The organism is Halanaerobium saccharolyticum (assembly GCF_004362045.1).
GTDB classification, from domain to species: Bacteria; Bacillota; Halanaerobiia; order Halanaerobiales; family Halanaerobiaceae; genus Halanaerobium; species Halanaerobium saccharolyticum_C.
The window spans coordinates 83,933-97,980 of record NZ_SNWX01000006.1 but is presented as its reverse complement, the minus strand read 5'-3'; the positions used below and the strand labels follow the sequence as shown (position 1 = coordinate 97,980).

The window sequence follows — 14,048 nt, the reverse complement described above, 5'->3', positions numbered from 1 at the left end:
GTTATCCCTCCATTTTCATAATTCGCTTAGCTTCTTTTTCATCTTCTCTGTCTAGTTTCTGCAATAACAATTCAATTTTCTTAATTTCTTTTTTTACATAATCATCTTTATGTTTTCTTGATTTCAGTTTAGCCAGTCTCATCTGTAATGAACTCTTAATAGTCATTTCCTCAGATACACTAATATCTATTTTCAATTGTTTTTCCTCCTCAGTCAGTCATCTCCTTAAATGAAATCCTATCTGCATATTTCCCTTCTATATACCCGACATCAGTCTCGCTGATCACTTCCTCATTATCATTAATTTGAACTGCTACAATTCTCATTAAACTACCAACTTCATGTGGTTTCAGCTTAAATGTAAATTTAATTGCTCCCCCTCCTAATTTTAGTAAAAGTTTCTTCATAAAGTTCAAAATACAGTTGAGCATTTTCATCTTTTCTACATTCAAGTGGATCATTACTGCAAGAATCTGGGTTTTCTGTACAATCTCTACAAAGTGTATAGTTTTTTTCTTCTTTTGTTTTATTGTAACTACCCATTATATTCACACTCTTCTAAGTATCCTCTGGTTCTATACTTCTTATAACACCTTCGATTTCTAGCATCTAAATCAGCTCCAAGTTCAGCTGCAGTTATATCAACCATGTCACAAGCGTGATTAGCATCCTCGATTTCATCCAGCATTTTCTCAAACTTTTCCATCTGATCATCAGTTAATTCTTCTTCAGAATTGATGTTATAAGCAAAATTTAAAACTTCTTCTATACTCTCGATTGCCTCTTTAAATTCCTCAATAGCTTTAAGACCTGACTTATAAAATTCTAAATGTGCTTTATCAAAAACAATATTTGAAGAAGTAGTTCCGTAAAACTTTATTCTTAATACTGGGTCACTTAGATAACTAACAAGGCTTCTTTTAATATCATTTGGTACATCAACATGATTATTCATGTACTTAGAAAGTGTTGTCCTATCAATACCTACCTGTCTAGAAACCTGCTCTTGAGTTAAACCTTTCGCAGCCACCGCGTCTTTAATAGCATCTCCTAAAGTCCTCATAATTTTCCTCCTTTGTAGTTTTTTATTCACAAAATTTAATTAATTAAAATTAATGCCAGCGATATAATTAAGTTAAGATAACTTCTTAAGTATATAATCTTCCTTTTCAATAATATCCTTTTCAACATTCTCCATTGATTTCTCTTTTAGCCACTCCTTCAAAGCTGATTTAGGAAATATTAATCTTCTGCCGAGATAAGCATGAGGCAGTTGTTCTTTATGTCTCAAAATTGAAGATTTGCTAATTCCTAAATACTCCGCTGCTTCAAAGTCTTTCAATCCCTCCTTATCTTTAAATTTGCTCTCCATTTCCGGTGAAGGCCCCACACCTGAAGCCGGAATACTTTCTAACTTTTCCTTTAATGTTTCTAAGTCATTTGCAATCTGTTCTAGCATTCCCAAACCTTTTACCTCCTTAAGCTGAATATTTAATAGACATTTCTTTTATTATAGTTTTATAAATTTCTCTAAGCCTTGGATCGTCTCCGATTACATCCAATTTATTGGCATCATTGATTCTGGTTTCTGTAGCACCGGCTTCTCTTAGCCTTTCTTTTAAGTTATTAAGCCTCACCTCCAATCTGCAATGACCTCTATTTTCCAACATTGCATAACTCATTCTTCTTACTTTTTGGTACTCTCCACCTCTCTCATATCCAATTTTATTAACTTGTTTATTTACCCATCTTCTCCAGTCTTCATCAGTCTGGATAATAGTATCTTTAATATTTTCGGCAAGTTCTTTAGCTTCACTAGCTTCTTTTTTAGCTGATTCAATCTGATCAATCATTCTTCTCATTAAATCAAATTCATTTTTAGGCTGCTGCACAATCTCTTTAGCTCTGAAATAATTTTTAATTAATTTCCGCTGTACTTCCCAGGCTAGATCATCCTGGAGAGTTTTCACTATTAACAAATATCCAGATTCAGTTATTAAAATTAGGTTTCTAACCTTCGAAGGATTTGTGCCGATGTTATACGTCGTCGCAAAATTATATGCATCAGTTCCTTTTAATTCAAAGTAATCTTCACCTTCAATAAAATATTCTTTATTATCTCTAAAGTTTCTACCGGCAGTTCCGCTAACTCTTTCGTGCACTGTATCAATTTCCCTAAAAGTGATAATTCTTTCATCATTAAATCTTTTGACTTTTAAATCATGATTGTTTATATTAATAACTTTTCCCATTATTGGCCTCCTTTTTTTATGCAGAATGATTATTTTTTCTGCCAGCTGGCAAATCATTAGTAAAAAAAATATCCTCAAACTCAAACCCGGTATTAGTTAATACTTTAGCAACAAATTTTGGTCCAACATTCCTTTGGCCCCTTAAAACTCGGTAAACAGTTGTGTAATCTAAGTCTAGCTCAGTTGCTAAATCTTGCTCCGAAAAATTGTTTTCTTCCATGTATTTTTCTAAAACTTCTTTTTTAAGATGTATTCTAGCCATTAAAATTACCTCCTTTCTGACTGCTGGCAATTATTATTATAGATTACTTTCTGCCAGTTGTCAAGAGATTTTAAGAAAAAATCTGCCAATAGGTAATATTTATTTGTTGACAGTAGGCAATAAGTTTTATAAAATTATGCTAGGAGGCAGATAAATGACAAGTAATATCGGTGATTTCATTAAAAAATTAAGGAATAAAAATAATATGACTTTAACATATTTAGAAAATAAATCAGGAGTTAGCAACTCTCATATTTCTAGAATTGAAAGAGGTTTAAGAGAACCTTCTCCTGATACATTAAAAAAATTGTCAGGGCCTCTTGGTGTTTCATATAAAAAATTACTCAAAGTTGCTGGTTATTTAGATAATGAAGAACAAGATAAAAAAATTGAGAATGCTTTATCAAATGATCCAGAGTTAAAAGAAATATGGGAGCAAATATCTAAAAGAGATTCTCTTAAACTTTTATTTAAGCAAAGCAAAGATATGACTGATGAAGATATCAAGCAAATGATTAGGATTATGAATGCTATAAATGAGAATGAAAGAAAAAATAATTAAATGAGGTGCTAGAATGACAGATAAAAAAGTTCGCACCGCCCTGCAGCGTACATACATTGATTATCAGGAATGGGCTAGAGAAAATAATATATATCAAGAATTTTTATCTTTAAGCCCTCGAATATATGGCTTTGTCTATTTTTCGCCTTTTAATAATTATTATGTTATAATCAACAAGAACATAACTTTAGAACTTCAAAAGGAGGTATATTTGCATGAAATAGAGCATATACTTTATGATCTGCCTGAAGTTAGTTACATAGTTGGTGTTGATATGCAACATACTGAAATGGAAAACAAAGCTGATCAGTTTGCAAAAAAGAAGGTTAATAATTTTTTTGGTTAAAAAACGAACATACATTCGACAAATGTCGATAAAATACAACAAATAAGAGGTGATTGTTATTTATTGTTCACAATGCGGAAGTGAAGTTAATGAAAATGATAAGTTTTGTAGCGGCTGTGGTGCGGAATTAAATAAAGATAGTGCTGAAGAAGTTACTGAACCAGATAAAAAAATTGATAAGCCAGATGCAAATACTGAAGATGATGAGGATTTAGATTTTGAGGATATGGGGAAGGATTCCGATCCTAATTTATTAAACTCTTCTAACAAATCAGGTGGATGTTTAAAGTCTTTTATGAGTTTTGCAGCAGTGATTGTAATATTAGCAGGTTTAGGTCTTGTTTTTGGGGAAGATGTAGAGAATAGTCCTACTGATCAACCAAAACAATCTAATACAAAAATAGAGCAAACTCAAAAAAGTGAGGGTTCTAACAAAGAATCTACATTGCATAAAATTTTTGGAGATAATGAAGAGAAAAAAGAAATTGAAGTTTTTATAGATCCAAATATTTATGCTCAAAATAATAAATTGATAATCGAAGGAAATACAAATTTAATTGACGGTGCTTTAATTACTTATAATGTTACAGTAGAAAATTTAGATGATATAACTTGGGAAATGACTGAAGATGAAGAAATGAAGAAAAGACTTGATTTAAAAATAGCTTCTATGACTAGCGGAGATTTTAAAGTTAAAGATGGAAAGCTCAAAAAAGAAATAGATATATCTGAATTTGTCGATGGTAATTTACTTGTAGATATTGGCTTTTATCCCTTTGAGCAACCAGATAATGTAATTGATAAATATGGAAAAAACAATAGGTTAATTACTGGAGAAAATGTTATTGAGAGAAAATCTTTGCAAAATAAAAATCAAAAAAATAAAATTATTGAGAAATCATATAGAGTTACTTTTAATTAAAATAACTTAGCCCTTCGGGGCTTCTCTTTTTACACATTAAGCGAACAAATGTATATAAATAATCACATAATTAAAGCAGTGGTGAAAATATAACAACAGATAAGGAGGATTTGTTATGTCTCATTTAAGGAAAAGAGGTAAGAAAAAATATCAAATTGTCATAGAGTTGGAATCTGATCCAGATGGTGAAAGAAATTTTATTTATAAAACTGTTAATGCTAAGAAAGATAAAGCTAAAGAAATTATGAATAAAATGGAAAGAGAAATAAAAAGCGGTGTTTTTGAAGGAAGAAAAATAAAGCTTGAAGATTTTCTTTTAGATTGGTTAGAAAATCATAGAAAAAGATTAAAACCTTCTACTCATGAAAATTATAAACATGTAATTGAAAGACATATACTCCCTATTCTTGGTGAATATACTCTGGGAGAGTTAATAGATAAACCAATATTATTAGAAAATTACTATGATCATAAACTTAAAAAGGGGAATTTGACAACGGGAGAAAGTCTTTCTAATAGATTTGTTAGATACCATCATTCAATCATGCACAAAGCTTTTAGTAACGCTTTAAAATGGAAAATGATTAAGATAAATCCAGCCGAACTTGTAGATCCGCCTAAAAAAGTAACTAAAGAAGCTAAATATATGAATTCAAAAAAATTAGAAGGATTTTTAAAGACAGTGGATAATAAGTATTATAGAAGATTATTTGAATTTGCAGCTAGAACTGGTTTAAGAAGAGGAGAAATATTAGGTTTACAATGGGATTTGATTGAGTTTGATAGCAGAACAATACTTGTAAAGCAATCTTTACTTAGGACCAGCGGCCAGACTTTTATTCAAGAAACTACTAAAAACAACCTGGTTAGAAGTGTTCCCTTCTCAAAAAAAGTATATAATCTTTTAAGAAACATAAAAAAAGAGCAGGTTCAAATCAAAACTGAGCTAATGTTAAAGAATTATAATAAAAATAACTTAGTATTTGCCAGAAAAGATGGCACTCCTCCAGATCCAGACTCTATTAGTCATGCTTTTAAAAGATATGCAAGGGCTGCAGATATGGATCAATATACATTCCACAGCCTAAGGCACTCATTTGCTTCAATATTAAAAGAAAATGGACAGGATATACAAACCATTCAAAAACTTTTAGGTCACACTTTAAGGTCCACTACAGCTGATATTTACACCCATGTTTCTGATAAAAGTAAAAATTCAGCAGTGAATAAATTAGACGATATTTTTTAATTTTTGGTTTGAGTCCCCACCTGGCCACCACTTTTGCATTTAGATAAAATCTCTGCCTGCGAGCTGCCTGCATAAAATAAATGTTTGCTGACAATTTAAGAATATATAAAAAATAAAACCCCTGCTATAATGGAACTAACAGAGGTTTGAAATATCTATAGTTTTGTATGAAACCCCGCTAATTTAGATTCAGGGTCTAGTGGTCTTACGACCGTGAGGGTTCGAATCCCTCCTTTCGCACCATTTTAATATAGCAGTGATAGGAGCCTTTTTAAGGGCTCTTTTTTATTTACTATAATTTAGACTCTAACTCTAATTGCCTGCGAGCTGCCTGCAGAGCAAATTTTTAAATAACAAATTAAAACTAAGCTTTAATTATACTAACAAAATCTGCTATTCTTTTAATACCTTCTCTGATTCGATCTTCTCCTAAAGCATAAGAAATCCGGATAAAGTTATCCATACCAAAAGCTATACCGGGGACCACGGCCACCTTGTTTTCTTTTAAAAGTAAATCACAAAATGAAAGTGAACCCTCAATCTTCTTTCCCTTATATTTTTTTTCTATAAGTTTTGAAATATCAATAAAAAAATAAAAAGCTCCTGCAGGTCTAATAGCTTCTAAATCCTCAATTTCTGCCAGCAGCTCCGCAGTTAAATTCCTTCTTTGCTGGTAAATATCTCTGCGCTCATCTATAATTATTTCTAAATCATCATTGGCCAGAGCTTTTGCACTTGCATATTGAGCAATTGTATTAACATTAGAGGTTGTATGACTCTGAATTTTGGCCATTGAACTGATCCACTTTTCATTGGCAAAACCAAATCCAACCCGCCAGCCGGTCATCGAATATGATTTAGACATCCCATTAACAATTAATAATCTATCCTTGTATTCCGGGAACAGTTCAATCATAGATTTAAATTCTCTGCCATCATAAAGTAATTTATCATATATCTCATCACTGATAATAAATAAATCTTTTTTAACTGCTAAATCAAGTAATTCTATTAATTCTGATGAAGTATAAAAATGTCCATCTGGATTAGAAGGAGAATTAATAATAATTGCTTTAGTTTTTTCGTTTAAATTTTTTTCCATTTCGGATACCTGAAGTTTAAATTTATTTTCCGCCTTTGTCTCTATAAATACAGGAGTACCTCCTGCAAGTTTAACTAACTCAGGATATGAGACCCAGTAAGGTTTTGGAATTAAGACTTCATCTCCCGCTTCCAAAATAGCTGATAATCCATTAAAAAGTATTTGTTTCCCACCATTACCTACAATAACTTCCTCAGTAGAATATTTATATGAATAATCCGAAGCAAATTTGTTAACAGCTGCTTCCTTTAATTCTGGTAAACCGGAAGCAGATGTATATCCGGTATACCCCTTATCCATAGCCTCTACAGCAGCTTTTTTAATAAAATTTGGTGTAGGAAAATCTGGTTCTCCAGCTCCAAAGCTAACCACATCTTCCCCTGCTGCAGTTAGCTTATTTGCTTTAGTACTAACCGCAATTGTTTTTGACTCCTCAATTTTGGCAATTCTTGCTGAATATTTCATCTTCACACCCCATTAATATATTTATTGGTACCAGATACCGAAATCGTTTTAATGGACCTGGTACCTGAGTTTGGTCCTAAGTTTTTAAAAAAAAAGAAGGCTATAAGCCCCCTTTTAAGCAAATTTAGATAGTATTCCATTGATAAATGATGGTGAACTGTCATCTGCATACTTTTTGGCAATTTTTACTGCTTCATTGATCGCAACTTTGACAGGAATATCATGTTGAATCTCATAAGCAGCAATTCTTAAAATATTTCTGTCAATTGCAGGCATTCTTTCAATATTCCAGTTAATTGCATATTGATCAATTTGTGCATCAAGCAGTTCCAACTCCATAATTATACCTTCTAAAAGTTCTTCTGCATATAAATTTTCTTCCAGTACACCTTTTTCGGCAATAAAATTGCTGTAGCTTTTTTTTGAATTTTCAAGATCAAGCTTTTTTCGGATGTCCAGACCATAAAGTATCTGCAGCACCCAGACTCTCTGTTTGTGTCTCGAAACTTTTTGCATAAAGAAAATACCTCATTTCTAACTCTATTTAAATCTATCTGGAATGATTCTTATTATAAAATCTTTTAAATCTTCTTCAAAACGCCAGCGAGCCCCAAAATAATACCCGACCAAAGTAGTTAAGCAGAGCAGTAAAGTTTTAAAAAACCCAACAGTCAGGATTAAAACCCCTATAATTAGACCAATTAATGCTCCGCAAATTTTTCTGCGATTCAGGTATATAAATTGAGATAACTCTTCCTTAAATTGATTTTTATCCATTTTATAGACCACCTCATTCTACATTTTCGGGCAGTTTATTTTCTTTTTTAACATCATCAATCCTGATCTGAACCTTTGCCACCTGAATCCCAGTAGTTTGTTTTATATAGCTTTTAAGATCATGCTGTATATTCTCACTAATAGCAGGTAAATCACCCGGTACTGTTAGCTTACCACTTAAAACAATTTTTAGTCCTTCTTCCTGCTCTTCTAATTTAACTTTTATATCATCAAATTTTTCTTTTTCTCTAATTCTATCTTTAATTAAATTTGAAAGAGCAGAAATTGTAATTGTAATATCACCGGATTCTGAACTCAGCAGTCTTGTTGATTTAAATTTTCTATCTGTAAAATACGGATAGATTACAAAAAGAGCCATCAACAAAAATACTAAATACACAACTGCTGCCTGCCAGCTGTTATAGCTACTGGAAATTAGATCAGGAATAAAGTTCGCTGATAAAAGTCCAAAACTATATAGAGAAAGAGTTATTGTTAAAACGATAAGAATTAAAGCAATTAAAAAGGAACATATATTTTGTATAATCTTCATAGCTTAACCTCCAATCATTTTTCAAAGAATAATTTATTCTTTGTCTTCTACTTCCTCTACTTCATTTTTTTCGGGTTCTTCTTTTTCCTCTTCCGGAAAATTAACTCCCTGGACATGAACATTAACAGCCTTAACATTTAAACCAGTCATTCCTTCAATTGCCTGTTTAACATTATCCTGAATTTTCCAGGCTACATCTGGTATTGAATTACCATAATTAATAATCACATAAACATCAACTGTTGCAGTTTCATCGCTAACTTCAACTTTAACACCTTTACTTAAGCTTTTTCTACCAAGCATATCAGCAATTCCGCCGGCAATTCCGCCGCTCATTCCGGCGACCCCATCAATTTCGGTTGCAGCCAGTCCGGTAATAATACCTACGACTTCATCCGCAATTTTAATGCTTCCCTCATCATTTTCTTCTTCTTTTTCTACTTCCACTTTCTCCTCTTCAATATCTTTAATTTTTTCTTCACTCATAATTCACCCTCCTTTTTGTTTAGTTAAAAAATCATCTTTTAACATCAGCCAAAATTTGATTTTGCTCTGAATACTGACCAACAATTAAAGCTCCAATTTTTTCTCCATTATCTTTAATAACTTTAACATAAGTATCATTCTCCACCAGTATTTCTTCTTCGTATTCTCCATCCTTATTTAACTCTCCCAGAGAAACAACATTAATACCGGCAACTTTTAGTTTATGAGAAGGTACATAACCTTTAAATTCAGCTTCTTCCCCACTCATAACTTTTCCCGCAATTCTACCCTGAGCTAAAGCAGGTGGCCAGATCCCATAAACATTATTATCAAATTCTGCTACATCACCTGCAGCATAAATATCAGGATTTGAGGTCTGCATTTTACTGTCTACTATAATGCCTCTATTCTGATCAATTTGAAGATTTTCAGCCAGGCCATTATTACAGCGTACTCCAGTTGATATTAAAACAAGATCTGCTTCAATAGTCTGATCCTCTAAAACAACTCTTTCTACATTTTTCTGTCCTTCAAAGCCATTAGTGCTGGCATCTGTAATTACTTTAACATTATTCTGCTTAAGTTTTTGCTCCAGTAAGTCTCCACCCTTTTTATCAAGCTGCATTGGCAGCAGATAAGGTGCCACCTCTAAAACAGTTGTGTCCAGACCAGCTTTGGCAAAGTTATAGGCAATCTCCAGTCCCAATAGTCCACCACCTACAACTACAGCTTTTTTTGCTTTTTCAGCAGCTCGATTAATTGTCTTTAAATCAGCTGCTGTCCTCAAAGTAAAGATATTTTCCAGTTCTACACCAGAAAACGGAGGTACAAAGCAGTGAGAACCATTTGCCAGCAATAATTTATCATAATTATATTGATCATTTTCACTCATAATTTTTTTGTTTTCAGCATCAATTTTAATAATTTTTTCATCAAGATGTAAATCAATATTATTATCTTCAAACCACTGTTGATCATTTATAATAATATCTTCTACCTCAACTTCCCCTGATAAACATTCTATCAGGCGGGGACGATAATAAAATGGATAATTTTCATCAGTAAAAATAGAAATCTGATCATCGGGTTTTCTGTTTTTTAAGATTTCTTTTGCTGCAGAAACACCTGCTGCACAAGCTCCAATGATTAAATAGTTCATCTAGTCAACTCCCTCCTAATGTATGATCTCAATTAAAAGTCAGTATTTAACTGCTTACTCTTTCTACATATTCGTTACTTCTGCTGTCTATTTTAAGTATATCGCCTTCTTCAATAAATAAAGGAACCTGAACTACAAGCCCCGTTTCCATAGTCGCCGGTTTACTACCACCAGAGACAGTATTTCCGCGAATATTTGGTTGAGTATCCTCAACTTTCAATTCAACAAAAGTTGGGAGTTCTATATCAATCGGACGTCCCTGATAAACTGCAATGTCAAGTTCCATATTTTCTTTTAAATATTTAACCTTATCACCAAGCTGTTCTTCACTTAGATGGAATTGTTCATATGTATCATTGTCCATAAATATATAATCACTGCCATCCCAGTATAAAAACTGCATTTTCTTTTTTTCAACATGGGCAGTTTCTACCTTTTCTCCTGCCTTAAAAGTTTTGTTGATTGTGTAGCCTTCTTCAACATTGCGTAATTTTGTTCTAACAAATGCACTTCCTCTGCCGGATTTTGAATGCTGAAACTCAATTACCTGATATACATCTCCATCCAGCTCTATTGTTAAACCTGTATTAAAATCATTTGTTGAAATCATTTTAAGCACCTCCACTATTTTATTACTGCAGTTCAATTATAGCAGAAATCAACATTTTAAACAAATTATCAGCCTATCAGCCTATAAGAGACACAAGCAGAGAGAATGAAAGTTTAAAAATCTTTTTTAGAAATCTAATTATAAGATTATTAGTTCTTTAGGAGCAGTATTTAAAACTTGACATCCCTCTTCGGTAATTAAAAGGTCATCTTCAATTCGAACTCCCCCGAGTCCAGAAACATAAATGCCCGGTTCATCGGTAACAACCATCCCTGATTTTAAACTATCTTCGGAGGTATAGGAAACTCTGGGTCCCTCATGAATCTCAAGCCCAATACCATGACCCAGACCATGACCAAAGTTATCTCCATAACCCGCTTCTGCAATTAAGTCTCTGGCAATTTTATCTGCTTCAACACAGCTCATACCGGCTTTAATTTCTGCAATAACTTTTTTTTGTGCATTTAAAACAATTTCATAAATTTCTTTTAATTTTTGCGAAGGTTCACCTACTGCAATTGTTCTGGTGATATCAGAATGATATCCCTGAAAAACCGTGCCAAAATCAATTGTTACCAGATCACCCTTTTCAATTTTTTTAGTTGAGGCAACACCGTGAGGAAGAGCACCTCTTCTTCCAGAAGCTGTAATAAAATCAAAGGCATTTGCCTCTCCACCTTTTCTTTTCATAAAAAATTCAAGTTCCAGCGAAATTTCTCTTTCAGTTTTACCTGGCTCGATAAAATCAAGCAGAAATTGAAACCCTAGATCAGCAATTTCTACCGCTTTTTTAATTTTATTAATCTCATTTTGATCTTTGATCATTCTTAACTTTTCAACCATAGATTCAACTGGATTCAGAGAATCTAAATCTAATTTTTCTTTAAATTTGTGGTAGGTTTTAACATTCAGATCCTGACTTTCAAAACTTAAATTTCTTATGTTTTTCCTTTTTAATAGTTCAGCAAAACCATCAATAAAATTACTGCTAATTTCCTCAATCACACAACCATCTGTCTGTTTTGCTGCCTGTTCAAGATAGCGAAAATCAGTAATGAAAACGCTGTCACTCTGGGTTATTAAAAGTTTACCAGCTGTCCCGGTAAACTGACTTAAATAGCGTACATTTTCCTTTTTGGTGACTAAAAAAGATTCAATATTCTTTTCTTTTAATATTTCTCTAAGTCTATTAATTCTTTTTTCCATTAATATTTCTCCTTTCTAAACAGATCTTTTAAGCCCTCTAAGGCTAAAAGATAACCATAAACTCCAAGACCTGTAATCTGTCCAACTGCTGCTTCAGCTGTAATTGATTTTTTTCTAAATTCTTCCCGACGATGAATGTTGCTGATATGTACTTCAATAACCGGCAGCCGTACAGAAGCTAATGCATCTCTTAAAACCACACTTGTATGAGTCAACCCACCAGGATTAATCACTATTCCTGCTAGATTTTCGTAGTTCTGATGTAAAAAATCAACAATTTCTCCTTCATGATTACTCTGCATTATTTCTATATTTATATTTAATTCATCTGCCTTTTTTCTTAAATCATTATTCAACATTTCTAAGTTAGTTGTTCCATAAATTTCTGGTTCTCTTAATCCAAGCATATTCAAATTAGGTCCATGAATTACAGCCACTTTTTGCATAAGTATTCCTCCATATATTTTTGAATATTTTTATGATCAAATCTATCACTTAAATACGTATTACCAGGAGCATTAATTAAAACCCACCACATCTTATTATCACTTATTTTTTTATCATGAGCTATATAAGAAGCAAGTTCTGCTGCTTCAATGTCTTCTGAAGGAAAAAGCTGATATTCAAAATCTTCAATCAGATCAATAATCTGCTCAAAATCTTTCTGGTTTAGATCTCCAATTGTATGAGATAAAAAAGCTGTAAAAGCAATTCCCATTACAACTGCCTCACCATGTTTATATTTGAATTTTTCTGCCCCCTCTACTGCATGTCCAAAACTGTGGCCTAAATTTAATTTTTTTCTTAATCCTTTATCTTTAACATCTTCACTTACATAATAATCTTTCATCTGCAGAGAAATTTTGGATATCTGCAGCAGAATATCTTTATCTAAGTTAAGTATCTTTTCTTTATTTTCTTTTAAAATTTCAAAGAGAGGGCTGCCACCTAAAATTGCATATTTAATAACTTCTCCCAGTCCGGATTTGATTTCTCTCATTTCTAAAGTATCCAGCCACTGGAGCTGATAATATACAATTTCTGCCTGATAAAAAGTACCAATCAAATTTTTAGTATCTCTAAAATTAACTGCTGTTTTTCCACCCACACTGCTGTCCAATTGTGAAATTAAAGTTGTCGGCATCTGGATAAGTTTCAGTCCTCTTAAATAAGTTGAAGCAATTAAGCCTCCCAGATCACCAATTGTACCACCGCCAAAGGCAATTACATAGTCAGATCGGGTAAAATTATTCTCATAAAGAATGTTATAGGCTTTTTCAAGATATTTAAGATCCTTAATCTGCTCACCAGCTTCCAGCTCTAAACTAACCAATTCAGAATTATCTTTAATTAAAGAAATTATAGGTTCTGCATGGTTTTTCATGACAACTCGATCTGCCAGCAAAAAAACTTTACGGCCCTTTATTTTCTCTAAAATTTTATTAAAACTACTTTTTTTGAAAGATTTATCAATTAGCACCGGATAATTAGAATCCTGAGCTTTAATTTCAATTTTCAATTTTTGATCCGGAAGTTCAGCTAAAATCAAATCAGCAATTTCAGCAGCTGAATACTGATCACTATCAAAATGAACTGGAATATTTTGATAATATTTTTTTCTTTCTTCGATAAGAGAATTTATTTTAGCCAGAGGATTATCCACCTCCAGCAGAGGTCTGATTATATCTTCTTTTTCATTTCTTCTTAAAACCTCTTCCGGACTGACATCAAGACAAAAATTTTCGGCTTTTTCCAGCATTAGTTTTCTCAGCTCATCATTTAAAACTGCACCACCACCTGGAGCCAAAACTAGATCCTCATCTGAATCTAAAAGTTCCGCAATGACTTCCTTTTCAATTTCCCGAAAATACTCTTCTCCTTTAACCGCAAAAATATCTTGAATGCTCATTTTTTCTCTTGCTTCAATTAAATTATCACTATCATAAAAACTTAAATTTTTTTTATCAGCAATAATTTTACCAACTGTGGTCTTTCCTGCAGTCATAAATCCTGTTAATACAATTTTCACTAATTTGCCTCCTCAAATACTCACTGCTAAAAGAAAATTCAGGGTTTCCCCTGAATTAAAATTCTCTA

The 14,048-nt window shown here is 32.5% G+C and carries 20 protein-coding genes; 4 read left to right on the top strand and 16 right to left on the bottom strand.

Going from position 1 to position 14,048, the window contains the following annotated elements:
* Window position 1 precedes the first annotated feature (1 nt).
* The 6 genes from DFR79_RS05765 to DFR79_RS05740 form a co-directional block, all read right to left on the bottom strand.
* A complete protein-coding gene (locus tag DFR79_RS05765; RefSeq protein WP_133514545.1) occupies window positions 2–196 on the bottom strand; it encodes a hypothetical protein in 195 nt (64 codons plus the stop codon).
* Between the two features lie 13 nt (window positions 197–209).
* Window positions 210–437 (bottom strand): hypothetical protein, encoded by a 228-nt coding sequence (locus DFR79_RS05760; protein ID WP_166637981.1) that lies wholly within the window; start codon window positions 435–437, stop codon window positions 210–212.
* 98 nt (window positions 438–535) lie between these two features.
* On the bottom strand, window positions 536–1,063 hold the full coding sequence (locus DFR79_RS05755; protein WP_133514543.1) for a helix-turn-helix transcriptional regulator: 528 nt from the start codon (window positions 1,061–1,063) through the stop codon (window positions 536–538).
* A 72-nt stretch (window positions 1,064–1,135) separates the two neighbouring features.
* A complete protein-coding gene (locus DFR79_RS05750) occupies window positions 1,136–1,459 on the bottom strand; it encodes a helix-turn-helix domain-containing protein (protein ID WP_243727723.1) in 324 nt (107 codons plus the stop codon).
* 19 nt (window positions 1,460–1,478) lie between these two features.
* Window positions 1,479–2,252 carry an ORF6N domain-containing protein gene (locus DFR79_RS05745; RefSeq protein ID WP_166637980.1) on the bottom strand — a complete coding sequence of 258 codons (774 nt, stop codon included), beginning with the start codon at window positions 2,250–2,252 and terminating at the stop codon, window positions 1,479–1,481.
* 16 nt (window positions 2,253–2,268) lie between these two features.
* Window positions 2,269–2,514 (bottom strand): helix-turn-helix domain-containing protein, encoded by a 246-nt coding sequence (locus DFR79_RS05740; protein ID WP_133514540.1) that lies wholly within the window; start codon window positions 2,512–2,514, stop codon window positions 2,269–2,271.
* A 154-nt stretch (window positions 2,515–2,668) separates the two neighbouring features.
* Between DFR79_RS05740 and DFR79_RS05735 the strand changes: the two genes are divergently transcribed.
* The 4 genes from DFR79_RS05735 to DFR79_RS05720 all read left to right on the top strand — a co-directional run bounded on the left by DFR79_RS05735 (window position 2,669) and on the right by DFR79_RS05720 (window position 5,593).
* Window positions 2,669–3,076: a helix-turn-helix domain-containing protein gene (locus tag DFR79_RS05735; protein ID WP_133514539.1), complete on the top strand. Its 408-nt coding sequence runs from the start codon at window positions 2,669–2,671 to the stop codon at window positions 3,074–3,076.
* A gap of 13 nt (window positions 3,077–3,089) precedes the next feature.
* Window positions 3,090–3,422 (top strand): hypothetical protein, encoded by a 333-nt coding sequence (locus DFR79_RS05730; RefSeq protein WP_133514538.1) that lies wholly within the window; start codon window positions 3,090–3,092, stop codon window positions 3,420–3,422.
* A gap of 49 nt (window positions 3,423–3,471) precedes the next feature.
* On the top strand, window positions 3,472–4,344 hold the full coding sequence (locus DFR79_RS05725; RefSeq protein WP_133514537.1) for a zinc ribbon domain-containing protein: 873 nt from the start codon (window positions 3,472–3,474) through the stop codon (window positions 4,342–4,344).
* Window positions 4,345–4,459: 115 nt separating this feature from the next.
* Window positions 4,460–5,593, top strand: a complete 1,134-nt coding sequence (locus tag DFR79_RS05720; protein WP_133514536.1) for a tyrosine-type recombinase/integrase — start codon at window positions 4,460–4,462, stop codon at window positions 5,591–5,593.
* Between the two features lie 364 nt (window positions 5,594–5,957).
* Here DFR79_RS05720 and DFR79_RS05715 read toward each other — a convergent pair whose 3' ends face one another.
* From DFR79_RS05715 to aroB, 10 genes are all read right to left on the bottom strand, one after another.
* On the bottom strand, window positions 5,958–7,160 hold the full coding sequence (locus DFR79_RS05715; protein WP_133514535.1) for a pyridoxal phosphate-dependent aminotransferase: 1,203 nt from the start codon (window positions 7,158–7,160) through the stop codon (window positions 5,958–5,960).
* 114 nt (window positions 7,161–7,274) lie between these two features.
* On the bottom strand, window positions 7,275–7,676 hold the full coding sequence (gene nusB / locus DFR79_RS05710) for a transcription antitermination factor NusB (RefSeq protein ID WP_133514534.1): 402 nt from the start codon (window positions 7,674–7,676) through the stop codon (window positions 7,275–7,277).
* A 24-nt stretch (window positions 7,677–7,700) separates the two neighbouring features.
* Window positions 7,701–7,937: a DUF2273 domain-containing protein gene (locus tag DFR79_RS05705; RefSeq protein ID WP_133514533.1), complete on the bottom strand. Its 237-nt coding sequence runs from the start codon at window positions 7,935–7,937 to the stop codon at window positions 7,701–7,703.
* A gap of 13 nt (window positions 7,938–7,950) precedes the next feature.
* Window positions 7,951–8,490, bottom strand: coding sequence for an alkaline shock response membrane anchor protein AmaP (amaP, locus tag DFR79_RS05700; protein ID WP_133514532.1), 540 nt, complete (start codon window positions 8,488–8,490; stop codon window positions 7,951–7,953).
* 33 nt (window positions 8,491–8,523) lie between these two features.
* A complete protein-coding gene (locus DFR79_RS05695) occupies window positions 8,524–8,976 on the bottom strand; it encodes an Asp23/Gls24 family envelope stress response protein (protein ID WP_208107500.1) in 453 nt (150 codons plus the stop codon).
* 31 nt (window positions 8,977–9,007) lie between these two features.
* A complete protein-coding gene (locus tag DFR79_RS05690; RefSeq protein WP_133514531.1) occupies window positions 9,008–10,135 on the bottom strand; it encodes an NAD(P)/FAD-dependent oxidoreductase in 1,128 nt (375 codons plus the stop codon).
* A gap of 46 nt (window positions 10,136–10,181) precedes the next feature.
* Entirely contained in the window at window positions 10,182–10,745 is a 564-nt protein-coding gene (efp, locus tag DFR79_RS05685) for an elongation factor P (RefSeq protein ID WP_133514530.1), read from the bottom strand.
* A 138-nt stretch (window positions 10,746–10,883) separates the two neighbouring features.
* Window positions 10,884–11,951 carry a M24 family metallopeptidase gene (locus DFR79_RS05680; RefSeq protein WP_133514529.1) on the bottom strand — a complete coding sequence of 356 codons (1,068 nt, stop codon included), beginning with the start codon at window positions 11,949–11,951 and terminating at the stop codon, window positions 10,884–10,886.
* Window positions 11,951–12,397 carry a type II 3-dehydroquinate dehydratase gene (gene aroQ, locus DFR79_RS05675; protein WP_133514528.1) on the bottom strand — a complete coding sequence of 149 codons (447 nt, stop codon included), beginning with the start codon at window positions 12,395–12,397 and terminating at the stop codon, window positions 11,951–11,953. The genes DFR79_RS05680 and aroQ overlap by 1 nt, the downstream gene beginning before the upstream one ends.
* On the bottom strand, window positions 12,379–13,980 hold the full coding sequence (gene aroB, locus DFR79_RS05670) for a 3-dehydroquinate synthase (RefSeq protein ID WP_133514527.1): 1,602 nt from the start codon (window positions 13,978–13,980) through the stop codon (window positions 12,379–12,381). The genes aroQ and aroB overlap by 19 nt, the downstream gene beginning before the upstream one ends.
* Window positions 13,981–14,048: the final 68 nt, after the last annotated feature.

Bases quoted from the DNA above. Each gene is read 5' to 3' on its own strand.
- DFR79_RS05755 (WP_133514543.1), bottom strand. From the start codon at position 1,063: ATGAGGACTTTAGGAGATGCTATTAAAGACGCGGTGGCTGCGAAAGGT.
- DFR79_RS05715 (WP_133514535.1), bottom strand. From the start codon at position 7,160: ATGAAATATTCAGCAAGAATTGCCAAAATTGAGGAGTCAAAAACAATT.
- DFR79_RS05680 (WP_133514529.1), bottom strand. From the start codon at position 11,951: ATGGAAAAAAGAATTAATAGACTTAGAGAAATATTAAAAGAAAAGAAT.
- DFR79_RS05730 (WP_133514538.1), top strand. From the start codon at position 3,090: ATGACAGATAAAAAAGTTCGCACCGCCCTGCAGCGTACATACATTGAT.
- DFR79_RS05690 (WP_133514531.1), bottom strand. From the start codon at position 10,135: ATGAACTATTTAATCATTGGAGCTTGTGCAGCAGGTGTTTCTGCAGCA.
- amaP (WP_133514532.1), bottom strand. From the start codon at position 8,490: ATGAAGATTATACAAAATATATGTTCCTTTTTAATTGCTTTAATTCTT.
- DFR79_RS05735 (WP_133514539.1), top strand. From the start codon at position 2,669: ATGACAAGTAATATCGGTGATTTCATTAAAAAATTAAGGAATAAAAAT.
- aroQ (WP_133514528.1), bottom strand. From the start codon at position 12,397: ATGCAAAAAGTGGCTGTAATTCATGGACCTAATTTGAATATGCTTGGA.
- nusB (WP_133514534.1), bottom strand. From the start codon at position 7,676: ATGCAAAAAGTTTCGAGACACAAACAGAGAGTCTGGGTGCTGCAGATA.
- DFR79_RS05740 (WP_133514540.1), bottom strand. From the start codon at position 2,514: ATGGCTAGAATACATCTTAAAAAAGAAGTTTTAGAAAAATACATGGAA.
- efp (WP_133514530.1), bottom strand. From the start codon at position 10,745: ATGATTTCAACAAATGATTTTAATACAGGTTTAACAATAGAGCTGGAT.
- DFR79_RS05720 (WP_133514536.1), top strand. From the start codon at position 4,460: ATGTCTCATTTAAGGAAAAGAGGTAAGAAAAAATATCAAATTGTCATA.
- DFR79_RS05705 (WP_133514533.1), bottom strand. From the start codon at position 7,937: ATGGATAAAAATCAATTTAAGGAAGAGTTATCTCAATTTATATACCTG.
- DFR79_RS05695 (WP_208107500.1), bottom strand. From the start codon at position 8,976: ATGAGTGAAGAAAAAATTAAAGATATTGAAGAGGAGAAAGTGGAAGTA.
- DFR79_RS05750 (WP_243727723.1), bottom strand. From the start codon at position 1,459: ATGCTAGAACAGATTGCAAATGACTTAGAAACATTAAAGGAAAAGTTA.
- DFR79_RS05760 (WP_166637981.1), bottom strand. From the start codon at position 437: ATGAAAATGCTCAACTGTATTTTGAACTTTATGAAGAAACTTTTACTA.
- DFR79_RS05745 (WP_166637980.1), bottom strand. From the start codon at position 2,252: ATGGGAAAAGTTATTAATATAAACAATCATGATTTAAAAGTCAAAAGA.